At 64.0% G+C, this 26,047-nt stretch carries 21 protein-coding genes and 1 pseudogene; 9 read left to right on the forward strand and 13 right to left on the reverse strand.

Annotated features, from left to right (window positions below):
• Positions 1-476: 476 nt before the first annotated feature.
• On the forward strand, positions 477-2,213 hold the full coding sequence (locus tag PUN51_RS15180; protein WP_275181534.1) for a DUF7662 domain-containing protein: 1,737 nt from the start codon (positions 477-479) through the stop codon (positions 2,211-2,213).
• Positions 2,214-2,417: 204 nt separating this feature from the next.
• On the opposite strand, the gene PUN51_RS15185 is transcribed toward PUN51_RS15180, so the two are convergent.
• Positions 2,418-3,827, reverse strand: coding sequence for an amino acid permease (locus PUN51_RS15185; protein WP_275181535.1), 1,410 nt, complete (start codon positions 3,825-3,827; stop codon positions 2,418-2,420).
• Between the two features lie 43 nt (positions 3,828-3,870).
• Complete coding sequence (gene hisC, locus PUN51_RS15190) at positions 3,871-4,974, reverse strand: histidinol-phosphate transaminase (protein ID WP_275181536.1); 1,104 nt, start codon at positions 4,972-4,974, stop codon at positions 3,871-3,873.
• A gap of 93 nt (positions 4,975-5,067) precedes the next feature.
• Here hisC and PUN51_RS15195 point away from each other — a divergent pair, with 93 nt between their 5' ends.
• A complete protein-coding gene (locus PUN51_RS15195) occupies positions 5,068-5,571 on the forward strand; it encodes an Lrp/AsnC family transcriptional regulator (protein ID WP_275181537.1) in 504 nt (167 codons plus the stop codon).
• 119 nt (positions 5,572-5,690) lie between these two features.
• Entirely contained in the window at positions 5,691-7,349 is a 1,659-nt protein-coding gene (locus tag PUN51_RS15200; protein ID WP_275181538.1) for a thiamine pyrophosphate-binding protein, read from the forward strand.
• A gap of 168 nt (positions 7,350-7,517) precedes the next feature.
• On the opposite strand, the gene PUN51_RS15205 is transcribed toward PUN51_RS15200, so the two are convergent.
• The 10 genes from PUN51_RS15205 to PUN51_RS15250 form a co-directional block, all read right to left on the reverse strand.
• Complete coding sequence (locus tag PUN51_RS15205; RefSeq protein WP_275181539.1) at positions 7,518-7,781, reverse strand: hypothetical protein; 264 nt, start codon at positions 7,779-7,781, stop codon at positions 7,518-7,520.
• A 374-nt stretch (positions 7,782-8,155) separates the two neighbouring features.
• Entirely contained in the window at positions 8,156-8,782 is a 627-nt protein-coding gene (locus PUN51_RS15210; RefSeq protein WP_275181540.1) for a cyclodeaminase/cyclohydrolase family protein, read from the reverse strand.
• A gap of 227 nt (positions 8,783-9,009) precedes the next feature.
• Positions 9,010-10,611: an APC family permease gene (locus PUN51_RS15215; RefSeq protein WP_275181541.1), complete on the reverse strand. Its 1,602-nt coding sequence runs from the start codon at positions 10,609-10,611 to the stop codon at positions 9,010-9,012.
• A 19-nt stretch (positions 10,612-10,630) separates the two neighbouring features.
• Positions 10,631-11,899 (reverse strand): D-arabinono-1,4-lactone oxidase, encoded by a 1,269-nt coding sequence (locus PUN51_RS15220; RefSeq protein ID WP_275181542.1) that lies wholly within the window; start codon positions 11,897-11,899, stop codon positions 10,631-10,633.
• Between the two features lie 101 nt (positions 11,900-12,000).
• The gene (locus tag PUN51_RS15225) at positions 12,001-13,503 is read right to left on the reverse strand and encodes an aminobutyraldehyde dehydrogenase (RefSeq protein ID WP_275181543.1); all 1,503 of its coding nucleotides are present in this window, start codon (positions 13,501-13,503) and stop codon (positions 12,001-12,003) included.
• Positions 13,504-13,798: 295 nt separating this feature from the next.
• Complete coding sequence (locus tag PUN51_RS15230; RefSeq protein WP_275181544.1) at positions 13,799-14,515, reverse strand: hypothetical protein; 717 nt, start codon at positions 14,513-14,515, stop codon at positions 13,799-13,801.
• Positions 14,512-15,303 (reverse strand): FadR/GntR family transcriptional regulator, encoded by a 792-nt coding sequence (locus PUN51_RS15235; RefSeq protein ID WP_275181545.1) that lies wholly within the window; start codon positions 15,301-15,303, stop codon positions 14,512-14,514. The genes PUN51_RS15230 and PUN51_RS15235 overlap by 4 nt, the downstream gene beginning before the upstream one ends.
• Before the next feature lie 200 nt (positions 15,304-15,503).
• A complete protein-coding gene (locus tag PUN51_RS15240) occupies positions 15,504-16,283 on the reverse strand; it encodes a carbon-nitrogen hydrolase family protein (protein ID WP_275181546.1) in 780 nt (259 codons plus the stop codon).
• Positions 16,284-16,330: 47 nt separating this feature from the next.
• Positions 16,331-17,680, reverse strand: coding sequence for an APC family permease (locus tag PUN51_RS15245; RefSeq protein ID WP_275181547.1), 1,350 nt, complete (start codon positions 17,678-17,680; stop codon positions 16,331-16,333).
• A gap of 9 nt (positions 17,681-17,689) precedes the next feature.
• Positions 17,690-18,568: a carbon-nitrogen hydrolase family protein gene (locus tag PUN51_RS15250; RefSeq protein ID WP_275181548.1), complete on the reverse strand. Its 879-nt coding sequence runs from the start codon at positions 18,566-18,568 to the stop codon at positions 17,690-17,692.
• A 97-nt stretch (positions 18,569-18,665) separates the two neighbouring features.
• Between PUN51_RS15250 and PUN51_RS15255 the strand changes: the two genes are divergently transcribed.
• Positions 18,666-19,427, forward strand: a complete 762-nt coding sequence (locus tag PUN51_RS15255) for a FadR/GntR family transcriptional regulator (protein ID WP_275181549.1) — start codon at positions 18,666-18,668, stop codon at positions 19,425-19,427.
• A 1,015-nt stretch (positions 19,428-20,442) separates the two neighbouring features.
• Here the strand turns inward: PUN51_RS15255 and PUN51_RS15260 are convergent.
• Positions 20,443-21,150, reverse strand: a complete 708-nt coding sequence (locus PUN51_RS15260; RefSeq protein ID WP_275181550.1) for a hypothetical protein — start codon at positions 21,148-21,150, stop codon at positions 20,443-20,445.
• A gap of 166 nt (positions 21,151-21,316) precedes the next feature.
• Between PUN51_RS15260 and PUN51_RS15265 the strand changes: the two genes are divergently transcribed.
• The 5 genes and pseudogenes from PUN51_RS15265 to PUN51_RS15285 all read left to right on the forward strand — a co-directional run bounded on the left by PUN51_RS15265 (position 21,317) and on the right by PUN51_RS15285 (position 25,959).
• Positions 21,317-21,889, forward strand: a complete 573-nt coding sequence (locus PUN51_RS15265; RefSeq protein ID WP_275181551.1) for a hypothetical protein — start codon at positions 21,317-21,319, stop codon at positions 21,887-21,889.
• A 494-nt stretch (positions 21,890-22,383) separates the two neighbouring features.
• Positions 22,384-22,548, forward strand: a pseudogene (locus tag PUN51_RS20860) (HPr family phosphocarrier protein); the annotation flags it as partial.
• A gap of 208 nt (positions 22,549-22,756) precedes the next feature.
• Entirely contained in the window at positions 22,757-23,506 is a 750-nt protein-coding gene (locus PUN51_RS15275) for an SDR family oxidoreductase (protein WP_275181552.1), read from the forward strand.
• Positions 23,507-23,590: 84 nt separating this feature from the next.
• Positions 23,591-24,343 (forward strand): hypothetical protein, encoded by a 753-nt coding sequence (locus PUN51_RS15280; protein WP_275181553.1) that lies wholly within the window; start codon positions 23,591-23,593, stop codon positions 24,341-24,343.
• A gap of 71 nt (positions 24,344-24,414) precedes the next feature.
• A complete protein-coding gene (locus PUN51_RS15285) occupies positions 24,415-25,959 on the forward strand; it encodes an HD domain-containing phosphohydrolase (protein ID WP_275181554.1) in 1,545 nt (514 codons plus the stop codon).
• Positions 25,960-26,047: the final 88 nt, after the last annotated feature.

Below are 26,047 nucleotides of genomic sequence, written 5' to 3' on the forward strand. Positions count from 1 at the left end.
CAGCGGAATAAAGTGAGTGGTCACCGCTTACTACAAAGAGGTCCGTGGCGCTGCGGCGAATGAAGTCGCGTGCCGCCTTGCAAAGGGCTGGGTCGGCAGCATCGGATTCGGTCCTGACCAGCGTCAAACCCCAGCGATGGGGGCTAAGAAGATCCATGTAGGGCCGCAGTGCGTTGATGCCTGTAGCCAGCCGGAGGGGCATTTCCGAGACGTGCGTGGGGATAGTGTCCAGGAGTACCTCCATCTGGGCTGGTGAAGTGCGGTGACTATGCGTGATCGCCTACGTCTTCAAAATCTTTGATCGTGGCGAATCGTCACTCGGCCACCGTCCCTTGGCGCAGCCCACATCCCCTTGACGCAACGTAGCCGCCATTCGCCTCCTCCTTACTAGCATTCACCATATGCAAAAAACCGTCACGAAGAGCGTACCACCCATTCCTTATCTGCAATACCGCCGTGCAGGATAGAATGTGGGTATGACGCCTCAAGACGTAGTTGCTAACGAAGAGTTACTTCTCCGCTTTCGCAATGAGATCGCTTACGGCGATCGGCCCTGGCCCTCTGAGGAGGAGGCCCGCGCAGATAGCGAACTGCTAAGGTCAAAAATAGGCGGCCGGATCATTGCTTGGCTTTGGCCCGTCGAAGACTACGGGCCCGACTCCGATCCCTTTGAAGCCGTCCTACAAAAGGACCAAAAGCTGTGGACGGCAGGGGTCATAAATCAAAAATCAGACGATGCTACTAAGTGTTTCGGTCAAGCGAACGGCATGGTCGACCGGAGGCGTGAAAGTCGGCGACAAATTGCCGCGAAGCGCTTCGAAATGATCATTGGGTCGGTTGCTCGTGAAGTCGGCTGCTCCGCGGAAGAGGTCAAGGCGCACATTGTATGGTCGGCTTCAGCATCTCGCTTGGATCTAGAGCAACTACTGGACGGGCGAACTCCCTTTCCGTTCTATGTCATCGCCAGACTCTGCGAGGTACTGCGGTTGGAGTACGCTGATGATCATTGGCTCATCAACGACCCCCATCTCCTAGGGCGGCGTATCGAAATGTCCATACGGGCAAGCAGTATTGCCAACCACCTGCGCCTCCTCACACTCGACAATCTGATAGCGGTGGAGAGGAGGCTTCCGCAGCGCACCAACACTGCTGGACCATCGCAGGAACTTTGCTCTTATCGGGCTCCAGAGCCTGGCGCCCGATACTCGTCACTCTATGAAGCGCTAGCCGCTGACGAGCGAAGCCGCCCAGAGTACAGCTTGGACCAAATTGACCGACTTCTTCTTGACGCTGGCGAGTTGGCTCTACCCGAGAGCGCGCGGAAGAGCCGATCCTGGTGGGCGGGAAGCGGCGCAAAGACTGAAGGCCGCCCCCAGGTGAGCGCTTGGTGGGGAGCTGGCTACCGCGTTGGACGTGTATCGACCGATCCCTCTACTGACGAAGTCGTTTCCATCAAGTTCGATGCGCTTCCCGGCCGGGCCGAGTGGGTTGCCAACCCGAAGCGAACTCTGGGGAGGGAGTATCGACTCCCCGGTGCCGATAGAGTCCAGATCCGTCCGGACCTGCATACCCCGGAGCAGGACCGCCGAAAAGACCATGACGAGATAATTTCTGAACTTGCGTCTCGATTCGATTTCGAGAGCTTCCGAAAAGCGATCTCACCGACTCTCGCAAAGCTCGACGCCATTCGCCAGTCCTACATCCCTGACGATCCCGACCTCCAGAAGCTGATTGGGTTCCTCGACAGTGTCGGCGAGGCTAACCGCTTTCAGATCCAACGTCATCTCAGCCAGGGTAGGAATGAGCCCGTGGACGCGATGTGGTTAACGAACTTGCTGACAAGAGCCAGACGCCAGGGCTGGACTATCAACAAGGGCAGTCGAAAGCAGCCGCGGTGGGCCGCGCTCAGACTGCGGGCCCTGCTGCTCAACGAGATTGCCGAGAGTGCGGGGCTGGAGCCCCCTGAGATCGAGCCGGAGGATGCCGTTCCGGCTCAATTCCTTCGCCGTGTTGCGGAGAGCGTTGGTGTAGCTACCACCGAGAATTCTTCTGCGCTGCAGGCCGCTCGGATGATCATTGAGTCGACGGGCGGTTCTTGGCAGCTCGGCTTCGAATCGGCCGACCAATCTGTCACGAGCCTTGGCCTGCGGGAGATTCAGAAGGCTATCGGCTGGCGGATGCCTCCTGAGGATGAGATTATCGTCCTTTCATGACCGACCGAGCCAGGACAGGGTGCGAGGTAGATGTAGGGGCGATCGGTGCAACCATTTGAGCAACAACCACGACGTCATGTCTCGGTATTTATGAACAATGAAGTTCGAGTGCTGTAGCGGCAGCCTGACGTGCCAAGGGCGCACCCGCCGAGAGACGGGCGCGACCTTCGCACGTGGGTGACCGCAAAGGTTTAGGTCCCCTAATTAGTCGATGAGCACGGGAGCCGTGACATCGTCCGACGATTCAACTGGCGCCATCTTTCCCGACCGGTGGTTCATCCAGCACCCCACCGCAAGAACCGCCACAAGCCCAAACGTGCTCAGCAGCTGCGGGCGGGAATCCTCGCCGATAAAGCCCACCGTGAAGATCGCTGCAAGGATCAACAGACCGAGGCCTGTGAGCCAGGGGAAGCCGGGCATCCGCAGGGGAAGGGCCGTGCCGTCACGGTCAGAGCGGAGGCGCAGCGCAAGCTGGGCCAGGAGCGCCGACGTCCACACCAGCAGGCACGTCGAACCCACGATGTTCAGCAGGACGGGCAGCACCTTCTCGGGGAAGGCCAGCTCCAGCACCACCGTGACCACACCGAAGGCAACGCTCGCCAGCACCGCAACAACAGGAACCCTGGCCTTCGAAACCGAAGCGAGCCAGCGCGGCGCTTCACCACGTTCCGCCAGGGAGAAGCCCATCCGCGAGGCGCCGTAGAGGTTGGCGTTGAGCGCGGAGAGCAGTGCCGCAACCGCCACCAGCGTGATGGCGGTAGCCGCGCCGGGCATCCCTGCGGCGTCCAACACGGCGGCGAACGGGCTCTTCAGCCCCGCCGAACCCACGGGGACAACAGCAGCAATAACGAAGATCGCGCCGATGTAGAACACCAGGATGCGCCAGAGCACCGTCCGGACGGCCTTCTTCACGCTGCGGGCCGGCTCGGCAGTCTCGGCGGCCGCCACGGAGACGATCTCGGTGCCCCCGAACGCGAACGCCACCACGAACAGCGCCGTCGCAATCCCGGCAAAACCGCTCGGCGCGAAGCCCGCACCCGTGAAGTTGGACAGGCCCGGGGACTCCACGCCCGGCAGCAAGCCGAAGAGCAGCGCGAAGCCCACCAGCAGGAACCCGACAATCGCCGCGACCTTGAGCAGGGCGAACCAGAACTCGAACTCGCCGAAGTTCTTCACGCTGGTCAGGTTCACGGCGGTGAGCACCACGATGAACACGAAGGCCATCAGCCACACCGGCAGCGCCGGGAAAATGGTGGCCAGCAGGCCCGCCGCACCGAGCGCCTCGGCCGCGATCACCACCACCAGCTGGAGCCACCACAGCCAGCCCACGGTCGCGCCGGCCACCGGCCCGTACGCCTTGGCGGTGTAGACGGAGAACGCGCCGCTGTCCGGGTTGGCGGCAGCCATCTCGCCGAGCGCCCACATCACCAGGATGATGAGCGTGCCCGCCACGAGGTAGGAGATCAGCACCGCCGGGCCGGCGGCCTGGATGCCGGCGCCGGAGCCGATGAACAGGCCCGCGCCGATGGCGCTGCCCAGGCCCATCATGGTCAGCTGCCGGGGTTTGAGGGCCGCGCCGAGGGCGCGGGCAGACGTCTTCGTCTGGTGTTCCATGGGGATTCCTCTTACTTGTTGGTGGAACGGAATGAGAAAAAGGTCAGGAAGTTGCCAGGGCCGCGTGGGCTGCCAGGAGCTTCAGCACCCGGTCGTTGGAGGCGGGGTCGGCAACAGTGATCCGCACGCCGTCGCCCTGGTAGGCACGGACCAAGATGCCGGCGGAGTCGAACGCCTCCACCAGCCGGCCCCGCAGGTTGTCATCGGCGCGGATCCACAGGAAGTTGCCCTGGCTCGGCTGCAGCTTCCAGCCCTGCGCCTCCAGCGCAGCTGCCATCCGCGCACGCTCCTGCCGCACCAAGGAAACGCGCGCTGCCATCTCCTCCCCCGCGTCCAGCGACGCGATGGCCGCCTTCTGGGCCAGCGCGCTCACGGCGAAGGGCAGGGCGGTGCGGCGCAGTCCTTCGGCGATTGCCGGCGTCGCAATTGCATATCCCACGCGGAGGCCGGCGAGCCCGTACGCCTTGGAGAAGGTGCGCAGGATGCAGACGTTCGGGTACCTGCGGTAGAGCGCCAGGGAATCGGGGCCGCTGCCGGCGTCGGCGTACTCCACGTAGGCCTCGTCGATCACCACCAGGATGTCGGAGCGGACGGACTGCAGGAACGCCTCGAGGCGGTCATGGCTGATCGGGACGCCGGTGGGGTTGTTGGGGGTGCAGAGCAGGATCACCCTGGTGCGCTCAGTGACGGCGGCGGCCATGGCGTCCAGGTCGAGGCCCTCGGCATCATCCAGCGGGACGCGGACCGGCCGGGCGCCGGCCAGCTCCACCAGGATGGGGTACGCCTCGAAGGAGCGCCACGCGAACACCACCTCATCCCCGGCGTCGCACAGTCCGGTGATGATCTGCTGCAGGACGCCCACGCTGCCGGGCCCCACCGCCACCTCCTCCGCGGTGACGCGCAGGTGCCGGGCGACCCGTTCGCGGAGTTCGACGACGGCCATGTCCGGGTAGCGGTTTATCCTGCCGGCCGCCTCGGCCACCGCGGCGATGGCTGCGGGCACTGGCTCGAAGTGGCTTTCGTTGCTGGCGAGGGCGGCGATGTCCGCGCCGAGGCTGCGTCGGCCTGGGACGTAGGCAGGAAGACCGGTCACCGCGCTGCGCAGGGTGGGCAGCGCTGGTGGGGCCAGGAGTTGTTCAGGGCTCATGAGGACCGATCATGGAAGTGACCCGGACCACAATGCAAGATACCCTTTTGTGCTTGGGACTTCTGCTCAACTTCTAGTACCTCTGGTGAAAATATGACCATCACTACCTCCCGTACCCTCGATTCGCTCGACGGCAGGATCATCCTTGCCCTCGACAAGGACCCCGAAGCCAGCGCGCTGGCACTCTCCCGGACACTCGGCGTCGCCCGCAACACCGTCCACGCCCGGCTGGCGCGGCTGGAGCGCAGCGGCGCGCTCCGCACCTTCAGCCGGAGGCTGGACCCCGCCGCGCTGGGCTACGAACTCACGGCGTTCCTCTCCCTGCACATCAGCCAGACGCGCGCCGGCTCGGTGGAAAACGGCCTCGCCGCGATCCCGGAGGTCATCGAGGTGCACGCCACTGCCGGCGACGCGGACCTCATGGCCAAGGTGGTGGCCCGCGGCACCAGCGACCTCTACCGCATCACCAACCAGATCCTGGAGATCGACGGCATCCAGCGCACCAGCACGGCCATCTCCGTCCTTGAACTCATGCCGCCACGCTTCGACGGCCTCCTGGCACGGCTGTCCGAGCAGGAATCCCGCACCGCCGACTAAACCCGGGTGATCCACACCACAACTGGGCAGATTCTCAGTTTCTGCTGCTTCTGCTGCCAAAAGTCCCATCTGAATATTCAGGTGTTGCCTATCCGTATGCCGGAGCGCAGGATTCCTGCATGACTTCACCTACCGTCTCCGGCCGCGTGGCACAGGTTCTCAGCAGCTACGTCAGCGACGTCTTCGGCGTCATGGGCAACGGCAACGTCTACTTCCTCGACGCCGCGGAGCAGCAGGGCCTGCACTTCACCCCCGTCCGGCATGAGGGCGGCGCCATTGCCGCCGCCGACGCCTACTACCGGACCTCGGGACGGCTCGCCGCGGGCACCACCACCTACGGCCCCGGCTACACCAACGCGCTGACAGCCCTGGCCGAGGCGGTCCAGGCGCAGATCCCGGTGGTGCTGGTCACCGGCGACGCCCCCACCAGCGGCGCCCGGCCCTGGGACGTTGACCAGGCCGCCATCGCCGCCGGCCTCGGCGCGGCCACCTTCACCGTCACCCGCGACGCCGCGGGCGCCATCACCCGGCAGGCGGTGGAGTACGCACTCACCCGCTGCACCGCCGTTGTCATTGCCATCCCCTACGACCTCGCGGCACTCGATGCTGAAGACCAGGACCTTCTGGCGCCGTCGGCCCCCAAGGCAACGTACGACGGCGGCAGGGACCTTGCGCGGGTGGCACGCCTGCTCGCCGGGGCCAAGCGGCCACTGATCCTCGCCGGCCGGGGTGCACACCTCGCTGGCGCCGGCCCGGAACTCCGCGAACTTGCCGACCGGATCGGCGCACTGACCGCCGGAACCGCCCTGGCGCTCAACCTCCTCAACGGCGAGGGGTATTTGGGCGTGGCAGGCGGTTTCGGCACCGACACCGCGGCCGGCCTTATGGGCGAGGCCGACGTGGTCCTGGTGGCCGGGGCGAGCCTGAGCCCGTTCACCATGCGGTTCGGGCACCTGCTTGGCCCCGATGCCACCGTCATCCAGATCGACACCACGGTGGAGCCGACCAACCCGCGGGTGGACCTGTTCGTGCAGGCGGACGCGAAGGCTACTGCTTCACGACTGCTGTCTTTGCTGGATGGTGAGGCTGCGGCTGTTGCCTGGCGCGAGGAAGGTTCCATGCGCCTGGCTGCGGGGCCGGGGCATGACGTGGGTTCTAACGAGACCATCGACGGCCGGCTGGACCCGCGCGCCCTCGCCACCGCGCTGGATAGCGTGCTGCCGGAGCACCGCACGGTGGTCCAGGACGGCGGGCACTTCATCGGCTGGGCACCCATGTACTGGAACATTCCGCGGCCGCAGGACCTGGTGATGGTGGGGACGGCGTTCCAGTCGATTGGGCTGGGGCTTGCGAGTGCCGTCGGGGCAGCCCGCGCCGTGGAGGACGGCCGAACCCTGGTGCTGGCCTCGGGCGACGGCGGCTTCCTGATGGGCCTAGCCGACCTCGAATCGCTGATCGGCGCCGCCCGGAGCGCGATTGTGGTGATCTACAACGATGCCGCCTACGGGGCCGAGATCCACCAGTACGGCTCGCAGGGGCTGACCGAAAAGCCCATGCTGATTCCCGAGGTGGACTTCAGCGGGGTCGCGCGGGCGTTGGGAGCTGAGTCGGCGGTTATCCGTTCGCTTGGCGACCTCTCCGCGCTGCAGGACTGGATCGACGCCGGCGCGAAGGGCACCTTCGTGGCCGACTGCCGGATCACGTCCAGCGTCCGGGCCCCGTGGATGAGCGAGTGGATGAACGCCAAGCAGGCTGCGACGGCGGCGGTGGCAAGGTAGGGCTGCGAGCGAGTGCAGCCGGAGGCCCGGCAGTCCGGACCTATGCCAGGCCGCGCGCCGGCGCCTCCCCGATGGCATGCAAAAGGAGGCCGACGGCGACACGGAGTGTCGCCGTCGGCCTCCTTTTATGCCGCGGAGTGGTGCTATCCCCGCAGAGCGGGTGGAAGCTTAGGCCGCCGCGGGAAGCGTTACGTAGCTGCCCCCGATGACCTTGGCGGCAACAACAGGAGCGCCGTCCACTGTGACGTAGCTGCCACGGGTGACGGGCGGGAGGTTAGCGGCGCCAGCGACGGTGACATAGCTGCCCTCGGCGCCGGCCGGGACGCGGCCGCCGGGGAAAGTCACATAGCTGCCGCCGCGCACCGCGGTGACAGTGGGAGCGGTCTTAGGGGAGGTTTCGGCGGTGGATGGACGTTCGGTCAGCAGAGTCATGGGTTCTCCGTGGAGTTTGTGATGGGGGCCGTACAGGTTCTTGTGCCGCTCAAGCAGGAGGGCGGATGCGCGTTGTGTCGCGTGCCCCGCTGGCCCGGGTATGTTCACCGGTGCGGCACTCAAGGGCTACGGTGGCCTGTAATTCAGTTTACCGGCTTATTACGAATAACTCAGAATAACGTGGGAAGGCTCACGTCCACGTCAGGCGGCTGACCAGAGCCGGGCCTGATGCCACACTGGATCACATCAGGAACCGAACCCGTCGAATAGCCGAGTGGCTCCGGGACAACCACCCCGTCATCGGAGATGACGCGTAGCCATAGTGCGTGCTGCTGGATGAGTGCCGCGCTGGTTTTCGGACAGCTCAGTGGCGTTCAACCGAGGATCCTTCGGCGTACGCGTTCTGTCAGTGAGTCTGCCTTGATGATGACTTTCTCTTCAATTCCATTGGTCTGCTGTTCCAGCTGCGTGCGGCTCGCTCCGGTTTTGAGGGCCATCACGTTGAGATCGATGTTGATCCTTGCCGTGGTGGCGGCTGCGCGGGCGGCGTCTGCAGCGGCCGCGACGTCACTGATGATGTTGGTGTAGGCGATCTCGAAGAGTTCATCGGCAAGGTCGACCACAGTGCCGGCGACTTTGATGAGCTGGGCGGGAACCTGGGCTGCTTGGGTGAGGGCGGTTTGGATGGATGTTTCGCGGGCAGCTTTGAGTCTTTCCGTGGTGGACGGGAGCTTATAGGAGTCGATGACGGCTTGGAAGCTTCGCTCATCGGCGTCGGCCGGGCGCAGGGCTTCAGCGATTTGTTCATCTGCAATCCTGGTGATTCTTTCCACGGCTGCAGCGTGCTCTTCGTACTTGGCACCGCTTGTGTAGCGAGCGACCATGGCGACGAGTGCTGCCCCTTGGGCGGCGTGCAGGGCAGCTGCCGCACCGCCGCCAGGAGTCGGCTGGCGTGAGGCGAGCCTGGCGAAGTAGTCGCTGACTTTTTCTGAGCCGATCATTCTTCTTCCTTGGCTATTGGCGGGGCCGAGCGGGAACATGCAGTGCCACGGCCCGGACCCGGGTTGCGAGGAAGGGTCCGGGCCGTGCGTTTGTAGTGGCCGCGCCCTCGAGACGCGGCGGGCCTGAAGCCGCCGGACCGGCCGGTTGTGGGTTCTTACGGCGGATCATGGACGTTGAGGTGCGGTGCCGCGTTGTTGTCCCGGCACCGCACCTTTGGGTCCTGCAGCTAGTAGACGGACTTTACGGTTCTCTCCTCATCCTCGTCTTTGACGCTTACGGCCTGGTCCTCGTCCTGGGCGTTGGCGAAGCCGTGGAGGGCTGCCGAGTGCTCGGCCAGCACCCCGGTCCGATGACGAATGCGCAGCCGGTACAGCAGGAGCCCTGCGACGATGACGAACCCGACAAAGAGCACCCCACCCCATTGCAGGTACCACTCAAACGGCGGTACGGAGTTGTAAATTTCCTGCCGCGGCCAGATCAGGTTCAGGGTCATGGCCGCACCCCAGAGGACTGCGATCAGGTTGACGATGAGCCCCCATTTGCCCAGGCTGAATCCGACGTCCGTGCCGTCATCGGGCAGGGGCCACTTTTTCAGGAACCTGTTCCGCAGCATGGGGAGGGTGACCAGCAGGTATGCCATGTAAATGAGCACTATGCCGATGCTGGAGAGGATGGTGAAGATCGCCGGCTGGGATATGTTGACGATCAGCGGGACTATGGCCAGGACACCGATGGTTATGGAGGCAGCGGTCGGCGTCTTCCTGACCGGGTGGACCTTGGACAGTTGCCGGCTGAAGGGCAGGTTGTTGTCCCGGGCCATGGCGAACATCATCCGGATCGCGGCTGCCTGGATGGCAAGGGTGCAGACCGTGATCGCAACGACGATGCAGATCAGGAAAGCTTTACCGAAGGGTCCTCCCAGCACGGAGAGGATGATGTACTGGAGGCCGCCTTCTGGAGATCCCAGCTTCGGGTCCGATAGGTCCGGCGCGGCGAGGATTCCCAGGAAGAGCAGCGCACCTCCGAGGACGAACGACGCGGTGACGGCACGGATGATGGCTTTGGGCGCGGTGCGTTTGGGGTCCTTGGTTTCTTCGCCGAGGGAGCTTGCGGTGTCGAACCCGTACATGACGTAGCCCGAGGCCATGGCGGCAATGAGGAATGCGCCAAAGAAGCCAAGTGGTTGGTCGACGCCGTAGTCCTTGACGTCAAACAGGACTCCAGGCCCGTTGACGACATGGAAGGCAAGAGCGGCGACGAGCAGCACGGCGGCGATGAGCTCCACGAAGACGCCCGCACTGTTGATACGCGCCGTGAGCTTGACGCCGAAGGCGTTCACCAAGGTCGTGAAGGTGATCAGTATTGAAGCCAGCAACACGCCATTGACGGCGTAGTCGTATGGTCCTGTGCCGTCGCCGATGATCTGGAAACTGTCCCAGATCTGCGGGAGGGTGATCTGCAGTGCCAGTGCGACTGCGCCCACCGTCACAATGGACGAGATCAGCAGCAGCCAGCCGGCCATCCAGGAGGATGTAGCGGACGACAGACGCTTGGCCCAGTTATATACCGATCCGGCGACCGGGTAGCGGCCTGCCAGCTCGGCGAAGCAGAGGGCGATCATCAGCTGACCGACGAAGACCATGGGCCAGGACCAGGCGTAGGCAGGACCGGCGGTGCCGAATCCGAAATAGAAGAGTTGGAAGACACCGGTCAGGATTGAAATGTAGCTGACGCCGGCTGCGAAGCTGGCGAACTTGCCGATGCTGCGGTCGAGCGTTTGCGTGTACCCGAATTCGTCGAGTCCGCTCGTGTCTTGGTGCTTTGACATATGGGTTCCTTAGACCGGGTTAGCCGACGAGGGCGCGGGTGTGGTCGTTGAGGAAGACACCGTTGGGGTCGAATTCTTTGCGGACCTGGACGAAGGTGTCGTATTCGGGGAAGTGCCGCTGCATGCGTTCGCGGGTCATGAAGTGGATCTTTCCCCAGTGTGGGCGGGCGTCGAAGTCCTCCAAGAGCGCGTCGAGGTCACGCAAGTAGGGCCAGTAGTTCGTGCCCGGGGCGCCGGAGACGGACAGCACGGTGGTGTCGCGCTTGTAGAACGGGGATATGTAGCCTTCGTCGCCCTTCACCCAGCGGACCTCGAGCGGGTATTTCTGGTCCTTATGGGTGGTCTGCAGCATGTTCTGCACGGCCTTGACTGCTTCGAGTCCCTGCTCGGCCGGAACGTAGTACTCCAGCTCGTGGAACGGAATCATGTAGCCGCCGGCGTAGATGTTGTAGGCACGGTCCTTACGGGCACCCTCGGCGTTTGACAGGTCTGTGGGTTCGTTGAGGTTCGCGGCGCGGTACTTCTTGGTGTACGTGCGGTTGACCATGGACTCGCCGGCGGGCGTGGGGAGTTCGTAGAGTTCGGCGGAACCGTCTTCCTGGCACCAGATGAAGGAGTAGTGGCGGTTGTTGCGGATGTTTTCTTCCCAGTCGCGCTCGACTTCGTCCCACTCCGGGTACGTGATCTCCTCGACGATGTGGTAGGCCGGGGAGGCCTGGAGCTCGACCTCGACCATGATGCCCAGGGTGCCCAGGGCAACCTGTGCAGCTTTGAGTTCACGCAGCTGGTTCTCGCCGACCTCGATGATTTCGCCGTGGCCGTTGACGATCCTGGCCCAGCGCAGTGCGGAGGAGAAGCTGCCCAGTTCGATGCCGGAGCCGTGGGTTCCGGTGGAGATCGCCCCAGCGATGGCCTGCTTGTCGATGTCCCCCTGGTTGGTCAGGGACAGGCCCTTGTCCCAGAGCGGGGCACCCACGTCGCTGATGCGGGTTCCGCCGTACATCCGGACGCGGTTGCTGGTCGAGTCGGTTCCGGTCAGGCCGGCGAGGCCTTCGAGGTCCATTAGGATGCCGCCGGTCTGCACGAGCGGGGTGAAGGAGTGTCCGGCGCCGACGGCGCGCACGGGCAGTCCTTCCTTGATCGCGAAGCGGACGATGTCGAGGACTTCCTGTTCCGTCTTCGGGCGGACAGTGAAGGCGGGAGTGCAGGACTGGTTGCCGCCCCAGTTTGTCCAGGGGGTTTCGGTGTCGTGTGCGATGGGCGGAAGGGGGTAGAGCTGCTGAGGCATGTGTGATGCTTTCCTTTTAGTTGAGACGAGGCGGCGGCGTTGCCGGCCCGGGGATTGAAACGAATGGATTGAGGGCCAGGAGTGCGGTTGGGTGGTGGAACTCAGCGGGCGTGGTTGATCATCACGTGCTTGGTACGGGAGAAATCTTCCAGGGCGTAAATGGAGAGGTCGCGGCCGTAGCCGGAGCCTTTGAATCCGCCCCAGGGCACTTCGTTGGCCAGGACGAGGTGGGAGTTGACCCACACTGTGCCGAAGTCGAGCTTGCGCGGAACGTCGATGCTGCGGGCTGCGTCCCTGGTCCATACGGAGGCGGCAAGCCCATATGGGGTTTCGTTGGAGCGGCTGACGACTTCGTCCTCGTCCGAGAAGGTTTCGATGGTGACGACGGGGCCGAAGATTTCATTCTGGCTGGCCTCGGCCCCGGCGGGAACGTTGGTCAATATCGTGGGGGCGATGAAGAAGCCGGGGCCGTCCAAGGGGGCACCGCCGATGGCTGCGGTGATTCCCTCCTTTTGCGCGCGTTCCAGGTATCCGGCGACCCGGCGGAAGTGGGCTTCGGAGACCAGGGGCCCGATTTCGATGTCCTCTCCGGCAGTGGGCTCGCCTATGACGAAGGAGCTGACCTGTTCGACGAGAAGTTCGGTGAGCTGCTCGGCAACGGATTCGTGGACCAGGACCCGGCAGGCCGCGCCACATTCTTGTCCGGAGTTGTAAAACGCTGCCGCCCGCAGGGACTCGGCAACCGCGCTCAGGTCCGCGTCAGCAAAGACCACCACAGGGGCCTTGCCGCCGAGTTCCAGGTGCACCCTTTTAACGGTGTCGCCGGCTGCCGAAGCAACGGCCTTGCCGCTGTTGACGCTTCCGGTCAAGGCAACCAGATCAATGTCCGGGTGGGTGGCCAACCGCTCCCCCACCGACGGGCCCAGACCGGTCACGACGTTGAAAACGCCGGCTGGCAGAACGTCTGCGATGATCTCGGCAAATTTCAGTGTGGTCAGCGGCGTCTGCTCGGAGGGCTTCAGCACCACGCTGTTTCCCGCGGCAAGGATCGGGGCGATCTTCCAGGCGGCCATCAGCAGCGGGTAGTTCCAAGGGGTGATAACGCCGACGACGCCGGCCGGCTCGCGGAGGATTACCGAGGTGTGGCCGGCGGCGTAGTCGCCCGCTGCCAATGAGGTCAGGGCCCGTCCGGCTCCGGCCATGAACCGGAACGTGTCCACGGAACCTGCGACATCGTCGTTGGACGTTGAGAGGGGCTTTCCGGTGTTGAGCGACTCAAGGCGTGCCAGCACGTCCTCATGCTCTTCGAGTTTGTCCGCAATGCTCAGCAGCAGGGCGGACCGCTCCGCAGGGGTTGTTTGACTCCACGCCCCTTGCGCCCGCCGCGCTGCCGCCACTGCCACGTCAACGTCGGCTGGGGTTCCTTCAGGTACATCGCAAATCAGGCGGCCATCGGCCGGGTTCACGATTGGTGTACGGGCGCCATCTGCCGCTTCGGCAAAGGTTCCGTCAATGAAATGCTGCAGGGGCGGAAGTTCGTCCTGCCTGACGAGTTCGGCCTCGTTGCCGCGGCGGACCGCGACAGTAGAAAGCAAAGCGTTCATGGTGTTTAGCTCCGTTTGCAGAAACTGCGGATGGGATGGATCACGGCCTTCTATGGCTGCCGTCACACCTAAAAGATAATAAAGTAAATCTTAAATTGATAGACCCGGATTCAAACTTTTTGAAAGTTACACGAGAGCGCTCGGGAAGAGGCGGGACTGGGTGGAGGGAAGCGCGGAGTGGCACGTCGGCTGCCGTCTGGGCACTGAAGCCCGGCAAGACGCTTCGCAGGGAGTCCCCGGCCCACCGTCGAGTGGTCGATCCGCCCCCTGCGGAATCAAGGTGAGCGGGGAGCTGCTAGTGGTCCATCACGAGCAGGTTCCAGGGAAGTACGTCGTACTTGCCTGGTGCTACCGGCACAGCTTCCGTTGCGGCATCGACATTGACTCGCGTGCCGATGACAAGCCGGGAAGAGTTTGAGGCGATGATTCGGCCGTTCCGGCCGACAAGGATGATAGACGGATCCGTTGTCCGGATCGCCCGCAGGAAGATTCCTTCCAGGGCGGACAGAGAGAGGTCGCAGCCGAGCACGTGGGTGCCGTGGCTGGTCTGGGCCGGCAGGGCAAGGGTCACCGTATTGACGTCGATTCCGCCCATGTCGATATATGGTCCTACGGCGACGGCATGGCCAGCGGCAGCCGGCACCTTGAACCAGTCCCTGGTCGCGTAGTCGTAGTAGCGGATGGACCCGGAATTAAGGTCATGGCCGATGAACTTTGGCTGCCCCGTCGGCTGCATGCGCCACCATTCCAGCCAGTAGTCCGCGTCCTTTAGCGCGCCGGGCTGGTAAGCGATGCCCCCGCCTTCAATCAGGGGACTATTCCTGATGAGCAGGTCTTCGAAGAGCGTCTGCAGAAAGGAGAAGTTTGTGGTTTCCGGGATGGTTGGCATGTGAGCTGAGGCAGCCAGAAGTTCTGCTTCGACGGCCTGGAGTTCCTCGAAGATGCGTTCAATACTGGACGCAACCGCATGGGCAGTTCGTTGCAATATCTTGGCCGGTGAGTCTGTAGTCATGCATCCTCCTGGGACATCATGAGCATCTGAAGACGCTGTTTGATGACCCGCTCCATTTCAGTGTTGCTGTGAAGCTCCGCCGCTGAGGCAGCGGCGGCTGCGTCGTGGTCGGCGATGCATCGCAGGATGTCAGCGTGTTCACCGATCGCTTCTGCTATAGAGGATTCATCTTCTGGATCGAACCAAAGAAAACCCGATAGTTCAGCTTGAATCTGAAGCATGGATGCGGTGAGCCGGCTGGACTGGGCAGCCACGCCCAGGGTGACATGGAATCGAGTGTCGGCCCGACGGCGTTCCTGGGCAGTGGCACTGCTACTGAAGCGCTCGGCCAATCCGCTCAGATACTCGATGTCCTGCTCATCTGCTCGCTGCGCCGCGAGTTTTGCCGATGCAGCGGCTACTGCAGCACAGTGGTCCCACAGGTCCCGCAAATCCTCCGTGCTGGTTTGACGAAGCTTGTGGCGCATCTCCTCGATCGAGGGCTCTTTGGGCTTCTGCACGACGCTGCCACCGGACCGGCCGCGGGTAGTGGTGATCACACCCTTCATGCGCAGGGTATTCAAGGCCTGTCGAAGAGTGATGGACGAAATGCCTAGTTCCGCTGAGAACGCAGACTCCCGGGGCAACCTCTCCCCCTCGCCGAGGATCCCCATCGCAATGGCGGTCTCCAGCATGTACGTAACCTGCTCAGTGCGGCCGGAACCTTCGGGCTCACTGCCTCTCAGCAACAGCAACAGCCTAATTGCTGACGGGGAGACTGTGATGTCTTCGTCGGGTCCTGACTTCACATACGAACACTACCTCAAAAGGATTAGATTTTATTTAACTTTCTTTGGGCAGGCGGGCCGGCCTGTAAACGCTCGCCGGTCCGGTGGGCAACCGCAAAGTCAGCGAGGAAGTTGCGAGCTCCGTTCCTCGAACGGAGCCTTTGTCGTGCGAAGGCTCCGTTCGCACAGAGCCTCCGAGGCCGTGGCGGGCCCCACCGCTCCTACAGCCTCCGCTGCCGGAACACCGGGAACGACTCCCGCACCCTGCCCACAGTCTCCAGCGAAACCTCCACCGCCCGCACAGCAGGCTCCAGCCCGAGGTCGGCCTCCACAACACCCATTGGGTCCACCAGCACGCTCCGCCCCACCGACACCGGAGGGGCCTGGCACACCCCCGCCACATAAACGCTGTTCTCTATGGCCCGTGCCGCGTTCAGCGCCAGCCACTGCTCCGTCTTGTGCTCGCCCGGCACCCAGGACGAGCACACCAGGAAAACCTGCGCACCGGCGTCGGCCAGTGACCTGGCCAGCTCGGGGAACCGCAGGTCGTAGCAGGTCATCAGCCCGAACCGCACTCCCCCATGCTCGAACACCACGGGCGCCGTGGACGGGCCGGGCTTGATGAACTCCGATTCCCCGAACCCCTGTGCGTCGAACAGGTGGATCTTCCGGTAGAAAGCCAGCCGGCCGCCGTCGGGCCTGAACGCCACCAGCGTGTTGTACGCCTTATCCGGCTCCTCCGAGGTTTCCACCACGCCCGCCACCAGCGCGATGCGGTGGCGGCGGGCTATGGCGGCAAGCTCCCGGCAGATGGGACCGTCCAGCGGCTCGGCCACCTGAGGGAATGTGGCGTCCACCTTCTTCTTCTCGTAGGTGGCGTACTCCGGGAAGGCGACCAGCGCGGCGCCGTCGCGCGCTACCTCGGCGGCGAAGCGGTCGATCGCGGCGAGGTTGGCCTGGATGTCGGCGCCCGACTCCAGCTGCCCCAGCGCTATCTTCACAAGAGTTCCTTCCTTGGCCCAAGAGCCACGCTTCAAACAGAACAGGCTCAGGCAGCTGCCTCGACGGTCGCCTTCTCGGTGGCCGTCATCTCCGGGGGTGCGGCCTTGAATCCGCGGGTTATCAGGGCCAGGACGATAATGCCGAGCACCAGCCAGGACAATCCCAGCGTAATGGCGTTGCTGTCCAGCTGGGAGAGGAGGTAGGCGCAGATGATGGCGCCGATCACCGGGACCACCACGTAGGACACGGGGTTCAGCTGGTGCCCGGCCCGGCGCTGGCGCACGTAGTGGAACACCACCGAGGCGTTCACCAGCGTGAAGGCGGTGAAGGCACCGAAGTTGATGAACGACGTCGACGTGGCCACGTCCAGGAACAGCGCGATCAGGCCGATGATGCCGGTGATGACCAGGTTGGCCACGGGGGTGTGGTACTGCTCGTGGAGCTTGCCGAAGACCGCCTTGGGCAGGACGGAGTCGCGGCCCATGGCGTACATCAGGCGGGAGGCGCTGGCCTGCGCGGCGAGGCCGGAGGCGAACTGCGCCACCACCAGGCCGGCCAGGAACACGGCACCGAACAGCTCCCCGCCGATCTGCAGGGCGATGGCGCTGGCAGCGGACGCGGAGTCCTCGAACACGCCGCCGGGGTGCACCAGCTGGGTCACGTAGGACACGGCCACGAAGATGCCGCCGCCGATCAGGGCCACCAGCATGATGGCGCGCGGCACGTTCCGGCGCGGGTCGATGGTTTCCTCGGTGAGGGTGGTGACGGCGTCGAAGCCCAGGAACGAGTAGGCGGCGATGGCGGCACCCGCGGAGATGGTGGCGAAGCTGGAGGTGTCGTTGAAGAACGGCTGCCCGCTGGCCAGTCCCTCGGCGCCGTTGGCGGAGACCACGTTGCCGATGGCCAGGGCCACGAAGAACACGATGACCAGCAGCTGGAATGCCATCAGCACGTAGTTGGCCTTGTCCGCCACCTTGATGCCCAGGATGTTCAGCAGCGTGGTGATGACGATGAAGCCCACGATCCAGACGCCGATGGGGATGCCGGGGAACTGGGCGGTCAGGTATGAGCCGCCGATCAACCAGATGACCATGGGCAGGAAGAGGTAGTCGAGCAGCACGGCCCAGCCCACCAGGAAGCCCACGCGGGGGTCGATGGAGCGGCGGACGTAGGTGTAGGCGGAGCCGGCCACGGGGTAGGCGATGGCCATCCGGCCGTAGCTGTGCGCGGTGAACAGCATGGCGACCAGTGCCACGAGGTACGCGGCGGGCGCGGCGCCGCCGGTGGTTTCGGCGATGATGCCGAAGATCCCCAGGACGATGATGGGGGTCAGGTACGCCAGCCCGAACAGGACCAGCGAAGGCAGCTTCAGCGTGCGGGTGAGGGTTGTTGTCACGGTGTGTCCTTACGGCTTGTAGGACGGCGGTGTCCAGGTGGCCGGATTTATCCGGCCTTGGTAGACGGAAAGTTCGACGGCGGGCTCCCCCTCGCGGAACTGCGACCATGGGCGGTTGAGGTTCTCCGTGCCGTGCGTGCGGACATGCTCGACGGCGGCCAGGTCCAGTTCCGCGGTGAGCAGCACCGGTTCAGCGTCCGGGGCCTCGGCGAGGGTGTTGCCCTCCGGGTCCACGATGATGCTTTGGCCCTTGCCGGTGGGCCCGGCGCAGTTGACGCTGACCATGAACACCTGGTTGACGATGGCGTTGGCCTTGGCGAGGATCAGTTCCTGCCTGCGGTCTGGCGTCGTGGTTTTGACGACGTTGAGGATCACCTCGGCACCCATCCAGGCGAGCTGGCGGGACACCTCCGGGTACCAGGCGTCGTAGCAGATGTTCAGGCCCACCCTGCCGATGCCGGGCAGGTCCACGGTGGTGAACCGGTCGCCGGGGTCGTAGGGCTCGAACGGGCGCCAGGGGAAGATTTTCCGGTAGTACCCGGCGAGCTCCCCGTCCGGCGACAGGACCAGCTGGGTGTTGAACAGCTGGCCTTCCGGGCCGCGTTCGCAGACGCTGCCGGGAACCAGCCAGATGTTGAGGTCCCTGGCGAGCTGCTTGAGCTGTGTGACCCGAGGCCCGTCCAGCGGTTCGGCGCTGGCCTGGAGCATCTCGGCACGCTGCAGGTCCGGGTTTTCATCGCCGAAGAGGTGCAGCTCGGGGAAGACCACCAGTTTGCTGTGCGGCTGGGCTTCGAGGGCTGCTTTGACCTCGTCCGCGAAGGCCGAGACGGGTTCGCCTATGAGCCGGGGCCGTGCCTGGGCGGCGACGAGGGGAAGGATGCGTTGCATGGGTTTTTCTCCGCTGTGGGGGTGTGATCCGGGTTATATTAGATCAGAATGATCTAATAAAGGGAAGGGGGCCGGCGTGGGCCGTAAAGTAGCGGTCATGACCGATCAGCTGGAGGACACCGCCGAGCCCCCGCGCCTTGGCGCCGGCAGGCCCGGGATGGAGCGGCGCAGCGCCATGGACGCGGTCCGGATGCGGATCGGCATGGCAATTTCTCTGGGCTTGCTGAAACCGGGCGAGCGGCTGCCGGACCAGGAGGACGTGGCGCTCGGTTTGTCGGTCAGCCCGATTACGGCCCGGCGTGCGCTGGCAAGCCTGGCCGAGCAGGGAGTGGTGGTGCGCCGACGGGGGCGGGCCGGCGGAACGTTCGTGGCGGATTCGCCGCCTGCTGAAGTTCTGGCGGAGCTGTCCGCCTCCCCCGCCGAGTCACAGGCAGTGAACCGGCTGGTGGACCGCCGGCTGCTGTTCGAATGCGCGGTCACCCACTACGCGGCGGTGAATGCCACGCCGGAGCAGCTGGACGAACTGGAACGGCTGACTCTAGAGATGGCTGAGTCGGGCGACTGGTCCTACTATCACCGGATGGACGAGCAGTTCCACCAACTGGTGGGCACGGCGTCCTGCCTGGCCAGCGCCGTCGAGGTCTACCACGAGACCCTCGCCGAGCTGTACGACTACTTCATCCCCTACCCCATCGAGAAGCTGCACACGTCCAACCTCGACCACGTAGCTTTGGTGGCTGCCCTCCGGGCCGGCAACGTTGAGGAGGCGGTGGAGGTGTCCCGGAAGCACGTGGACATCCTGCACCGGACGATGTTTATGGGGCTGGCCCGGGATAAGAATCCCGCAACCAATATCTAATTGAAAAGCACCCGGTCGGCCCAATCAGGGCTGCCGCCTTCCAACCTTGCAAATGGGGTCTCTGGGATCCACTGGTCAATAGCCGCGAAATACTCTGCTATTACAGAGAAGCCATGTATGATCGCGTGGGCTCGTATAGAAGTCCGAGATCTTGGAGTATTTGGGGGATTGAAATTGAATAGACGCATTAGCCGTTTTGCTGGTTTTTTTGCTGTCGCTACTGCAGTGCTGCCGGCAACTGGCTGTTCCACCGACGCACCCGCTGCCGCGCCAACAGCGACTGTTACGGTCACCCAAACCGTTACGGCGCCGCCAGCACCAGTGTCCCCGCCTGCCGCTCCGTCCACCCCCGGCACCCCAGTCCGAGTGAAAGAAACGGGGGCCAGTGCGACTTTCTTCCAGTACAAGCAGATTCGCGATGAATACAACAAGGACCTCGGAGCCTTCGAGGTAGAGGTTTGTCTCGGTAGCGACCCGAAGGACGGAAAATCAAAGCCTTCGGTCTCATCCCAAAGGTGGAGTCTTCGCGACTCGAATAACGGCATCCACGACCGTTCGAGCGGATATACGGGTAACCCAGTCACCCCAATGTATCCAGAAGGTGGTGCCCTAAATTGGGGAGAATGTGCCAGAGGATGGATCATCATGCCAATCATGGAGGGCACACCCATCACTGAAGCCCGTTACATGACCGCCGACGGAAGAGTTTTCGCATGGCGAGTGTAACTTCCACGTTTTCGACTAGCGGTGCCAATCAACCTGCCACGAATCTCCGTATACCCGTCAATGCTAAAGCCGTCTGGGAGTGCCAGCCCTGAAGAGCGGGGCCGTGCTGAGCGAGAACTTCAAGAACTCTTCCCTTTGATCCAATTTCAACTTCGGTGCGCTAAGCATCGCCCCAGTCCTGTTTGGCAGCACAAATCTCCGACTACTGCGGGTGGAGGCAGAGTATCCTTCACCCGCAGTGGTAGCCGGACTCCTCCTCCCCACGTACCCAGGTGGAGCTTCCAGAAACTTAGAACATCGGCCCACCATCGAAGGCCCTGCAAGTGGCCGGCACGCTGGACGTAAGGAGGTGCGCCTCCACCGCGACTTTCCCCGAAGGCGGTACGAGTTCAGGGAAGTCGACTCCACCGCCAATAATCGTATTTGCCGCGTCGTAGCAAATGATGCCCAGTCGCGGACTCTTGACCGGCTGGCCAGTGGGATTGGTCAGTTCGAAGGTAGCCGTCGAACCGCCGTACGGGTCGGCTACAACAGTCACGGGCGTCGTCGGCATCTCCGGAAACGGCTCTCTCGAGAAGGCGCCGCGGTCCTCGATCAGTAGTGTTGCCTCGACCGTGGCAATCTTGACGTCCTTTTGCACGTCGATCTGGGTTCCAACCGCGATGTCTTGGTTGCCCCGGGTAAAGGTTTCAACCTGGCTGGTGGACTTGACCAACTTGCCAGTCGCGTCCTTGGCGTTGAACTGGACCGTTACCGTCTGCCCGACTTTGTCCGAGTCGTTATGGACAAGCGAAGTGACCCATACGTATCCGTCCTTTTGTCCGAAGCCGCTTGAAACGAGTGACCCTGAAGCCTTCGTCGGAACTGCCGAACTGGATGCAGAACTGCCTGAGGCTGCATTCCCAGTCTTCTGCTCGACAACATCCTTTTCACCAGCGCAACCTGTCCCGAGTAACGCAATAGCGACGACGCCAAGCGCAACAACCCTAGCCCGCATATCTATTCCCCCTTGTGTTCTTTGTATTTTTTGGCAAAGGATTCTGCCCGCCAACTGTCATTGGATCAATATAGAACCCCTTCAGGGGCAGTATGTCATTGTGCGACAAGTCAGATGCAGAGCCGTATGCTGATCCAGCGCCATATGATCAAATTGGGGGAAGAAAATGAATGAAATCAGCCAACGCACCGCACTCTCCATCGCTGCGCTCTGCCTTCTCGTGGGCATTGCAGGTTGCGGTGCCGGCACTTCAACCACACCAGGTTCAGCTCCCCAAGAAACGTCTGCTGTGACTGCGCCGCCGGTTGTCCAGCACACGCCTGCCGAGGTTAAGAAGTTTCTCGACTCGTTTCTTTTGACCGTTTCCAACGAATCGGACGGCTATATGAAGGCGGCAATGACCGGAGGCGCAGGCAGCGGGACTGACGACGAGAAGGCAGCAAAGCTTAAAGCCGCATTTCCCCAGTCCTACTCTTATCTGGCTTTGGATGAGAAGAAGGGCCCGGCCTTAATCGGCATTTTTGCACTGGCAGCAATGCTCACTCCGGATACTGAAATGACTGCTAACGAGTCCGGGATTACCATCAATGGAGATACAGCGACGATCAAAGCCAGTGATATCAAGATCAAGGGCATCGAAAAATCCGGCCAAGGCGGAGACAGCGGCAAGATCGGAAAAATTACCTTGACGTTTCAGGGCACCGATTGGAAGATCACCGACTTGGAAATCCAGCAGTAACTCCATCGGACTGCCGTCTCGGCGGACTACGCGGCCTATGATCCCGCCGACCGGGCGCCCCTCTCTCCGGCGCCGGGACCGAACTACGCGAACTCGCTGACCGGTTCGGTGCGCGGAGCGCGGAACCGCCCTTGCGCTCAATCTCCTCGACGGGGAGGGGTAACTGGGCGGGCGCTTTGGCGCCGACACAGCAACAGGCCTCATGGACAATCCGACTGGTCCTGATGGCCGGGGCGAGCCTGAGTCCGCCCACCATGCCTTCGGGCGCTGCTGCGCCGGGGGCCACGGTTATTCACATCGACATCGCGGTGGGCCGACGAATCCACCGGCGGATGTGGTTGTTCAGGCGGACGTGAAGGCTGCTGCTTCGCGGCTGTTGTCCTCGCTGGATGATGACGCTGCTGCCGGCTCAGGCGAGCGGAAACACGCATGAGTTTTCGCTGATGCCGACAGTTAAGTCGGACTGGAAATCACCAACACCGCCGTAGGTGAGCTCCGATCAAGCACTCGATGCGAACAGCTTCCTCTCCTTGATGAGCCTCGGCGCTTCCTATGGCAATGTAGTGGTACTTCGCGCTGACGAGCCCGGATCGGATCAAACCCTCAACCACTTGATTGGGCTCTTGGAGATGGACCTCGACGCCGAAGTGCAAGACTAGCCAGGACTGTGCCACAAGGGGTGACGCGGACGAGGGTGTCACCCCTGATGGCACTCCCTACGCTTCCCGACACGATGTCCGGCATTCACACCGCTGTCCCGCAGGCACGGGCGGCGCCAGGCACACGCCCCCCGCTGGTTGCTGCCGCCACACGGCAGGGCCCGCAAAGCACGGCCTTTTGTCGTAGCAGCGGCATAGGATTTCTTCCATGAGGATTGCCGTTGCAGGGGGAACAGGTGCGGTGGGCCGCCACGTGGTGGCCATCGCCAGGGAGCGCGGGCACCACGTGGTCAGCCTCAGCCGCGTCGAAGGCGTGGACCTGGTTACCGGGCGCGGCCTCGACCAGGCACTCCAGGGTGTCGAAACAGTGATCGACACCGCCGGGATCCAAACCGTGTCCACCAAGAAAGCCGTGGACTTCTTCACCAACGCCACCCAGAATCTCCTCGCGGCGGAGAAGAAGGCCGGCGTAACTCACCATGTGGCGCTGTCCATCGTGGGGATCGATCACGCCAATTCAGGACTGTACGCCGGGAAGCTGGTGCAGGAGGACGAAGTCAGGCACGGCGGTGTTCCCTGGAGCCTCCTCCGGTCCACCCAGTTCCACGAGTTCGTGCCGATGTCCATCAAGGCCGCCTCGGTCGGCCCCCTGGTCTTCGTACCCACCATGCTCACCCAACCGGTGGCGGCACAGGAGGTGGCCGCCGCCCTGGTGGACGCGGCCGAGGCCGGCCCCCACGGACGCCTCCCGGACCTCGGCGGCCCGCGGGCCGAGCAGCTGAAGAGCCTGGTCGCGGCCTATCTGGCCAAGACGGGGCAGAAAAAGCGGATCGTCCCGCTCCGGGTGCCCGGCCCGATGGGCAAGGCGATGCGCAGCGGCGCGCTGATCCCGGCGCCGGGTTCCGCCGTCGGACGCGAGACGTTCCTGGAGTGGCTCGAAACCATCGACGCCGTGTAAAAGCCGATCCTAAATGGGGCAGTTGCCCCATGCCCCCGCTGCGGCCCGGTCCTAATCTCATCGCATAGAGAAAAGGAGGCGGCCATGACCACCTATCAGCCGCAGTCATCAGCAGGGGCAACGCCGACACTTGCCGAACTTCCGTTCGACGCAGCGGAGCACTTCGCCGGCTACGCCGTCCTGGGATTGCCTTTCACCAGCGGCCACTACCTGGCCTTCCGGGATTTTCCGGTGAGCTCCGTAGGCCCCGGCTACCGCTCCGTCTGGCACCGCACGCCCGGCGGCGAGTGGACCATCTACGCCAACACCGCACCGGAGTTCAGCTGCGCACGATACTTCGGGTCGGCCGTGCACCATACGGTGGAGACCGACGTCGACATCCAGTGGAGCGGGCCCTTCACCGCCCGGATCACGGTCCCGGGCGCCATTGACTGGCGCCTGGAGCTGGGCACCTCCGCGGCCACCTCGATGCTGACTGCCATGGCCGTCCGGATGCCCGAGACGCTATGGCGCAACGAGCTGGTGCTCCGCGCCATGGGAGCATTCGCCGGGCCGCTGCTGAACGCCGGCAGGATGAAGGTCTCCGGCGTGGTGCCCAACGGCCAGACGTTCCAGGCCCAGCCGCGCAAGCTGTGGCTGGTCACGGGCTCCCAGGCAACCATCCTGGGTGAGGACGCCGGACAGCCCGGGCCGCTGGAGGTGCAGGACCACCTGGCGGACTTCTGGCTTCCGCAACGCGGACTGTTCGGAGCGCAGGTGGGCGTGCGGTTCCCGTCCACCGCTCCATCCAGCGCGGAACCCGCCAGCGAACGCACCGGGAGGAAACAGGCGGCATGACGGCGGCGGCCGGTCCCTCCGGCCCGCATGCCCCTACTGCCCGAGGTGATGGCGTCCCTAGAATGGCACGTGTGAAGCAGCCACCGGCTGGACCCCGACGCAGTGAAGTCCTGGCCGCGCTGTCGCTCGCCATCGACCTGGGCCTGGGGCAACCGATGGAGCACATGCTGCGCTCCTGCCTGCTGGCGTTGCGGATCGCCAAGGCCGCGGGCGTTGACGCCGCCGGTCAGGGCAGGCTCTACTACGCCAACCAGGTGGCATGGATCGGCTGCCACGCGGATTCCTTCGAACTGGCGGCGCTGTTCACGGACGACATCGCCTTCCGCGCCGATTACTACAACCGCGACCAGCACGGGCTGCCCATGTACGCCGGCATGTTCAGCCATGCCGGCGCGGGCCTCCCGCCGCTGGCCCGGTTTGCCTACTGGACGCGTTTCGCGGCGACGGGCAGCGCCGCGGTGCGCAACATGATTGCCTCGCACTGCATCTCCGCCGGGGTGCTGGCCAGCAATGTGGGGCTCGACGGCGGCGTGGCAGGACTGCTTGCCCACACCTTTGAGCGATGGGACGGCAAGGGCCTGCCGGAGGGCGTCGCTGGGCCGGACATCCCGCTGGAAATGCGGATCATGCACCTCGCTGATACGGCGGAGGTGTTCCTGCGGCAGGAGGGCGTGGCCGGGGCGGTGGCCATGGTGCGGGCGCGGCGCGGCAGCCAGTTCGATCCGGCCCTGGCCGGGCTGTTCATCGACCAGGCCGGGGCGCTCACGGAAGGACTGCTCGACGTCGACTGCTGGCAGGCGGCCCTGGACCTGGCTCCCAGCGACGCTCCCCTGTCCGGCCCGCAGCTGGACGCGGTACTCCAGGCCGTCGGCGACTTCGCGGACCTCAAATCTCCGTACACTGCCGGACATTCGCGCGCCGTGGCTGCCCTCGCGGCCGCCGCGGGCGAGATACACGGGCTGCCGGCCGACGACGTCACGCAGCTCCGCCGCGCAGGATGGGTGCACGACCTGGGCCGGCTGGGAGTATCCAACCAGGTGTGGGACAAGAAGGAGCCCCTGTCCCGTGCGGACCTGGAACGCATTCAATTGCATCCCTACCTGGGCGAACGGATCCTCGGCCGCGTTCCCGGTTTGAAGGGCGAGGCGGCTTTGACCGGCCTGCACCATGAGCGGCTGGACGGGTCAGGCTACCCCCGAGGAATTGGCGGCGCGGAACTGGGGATCAAGCAGCGGATCCTGGCGGCCGCGGACTCGTACCATGCCTCCCTGGAGCCGCGCCCGCACCGGGCCGCGCTCCCACCGGCCGATGCAGCTGCCAGGCTGGGGCGGGAGGTTTCCGCCGGCCGGATCAGCCGCGAGGCTGCTGACGCGGTCCTGCTGGCGGCGGGCCAGCAGCTGCACCGCCGTCCTGCCGCTCCGGCCGGACTCACCCCCAGGGAAGTGGAAATCCTCGGCATGCTGTGCCGCGGAATGGCCCCGGCCGAGATAGCCGCCGCCCTGTTTCTCGCACGCAAGACGGTCCGGAACCATGTGGAGCACATCTACACCAAGATCGGTGCAACCAACCGGGTGGGTGCCACGTTGTTCGCAGTGAGGAACGGCCTGGCCGACTAAGCGGAGGCGACTGTCGCAGGACAGCATCGGAATTCCCACCCACCCCGGCGTACATTGAAGCCATGGAACCCGAGGTCCGTTCGCTGTC

The sequence above is a fragment of the Arthrobacter sp. NQ4 genome, assembly GCF_029077345.1.
In the GTDB taxonomy this organism is placed as follows: Bacteria; Actinomycetota; Actinomycetes; order Actinomycetales; family Micrococcaceae; genus Arthrobacter.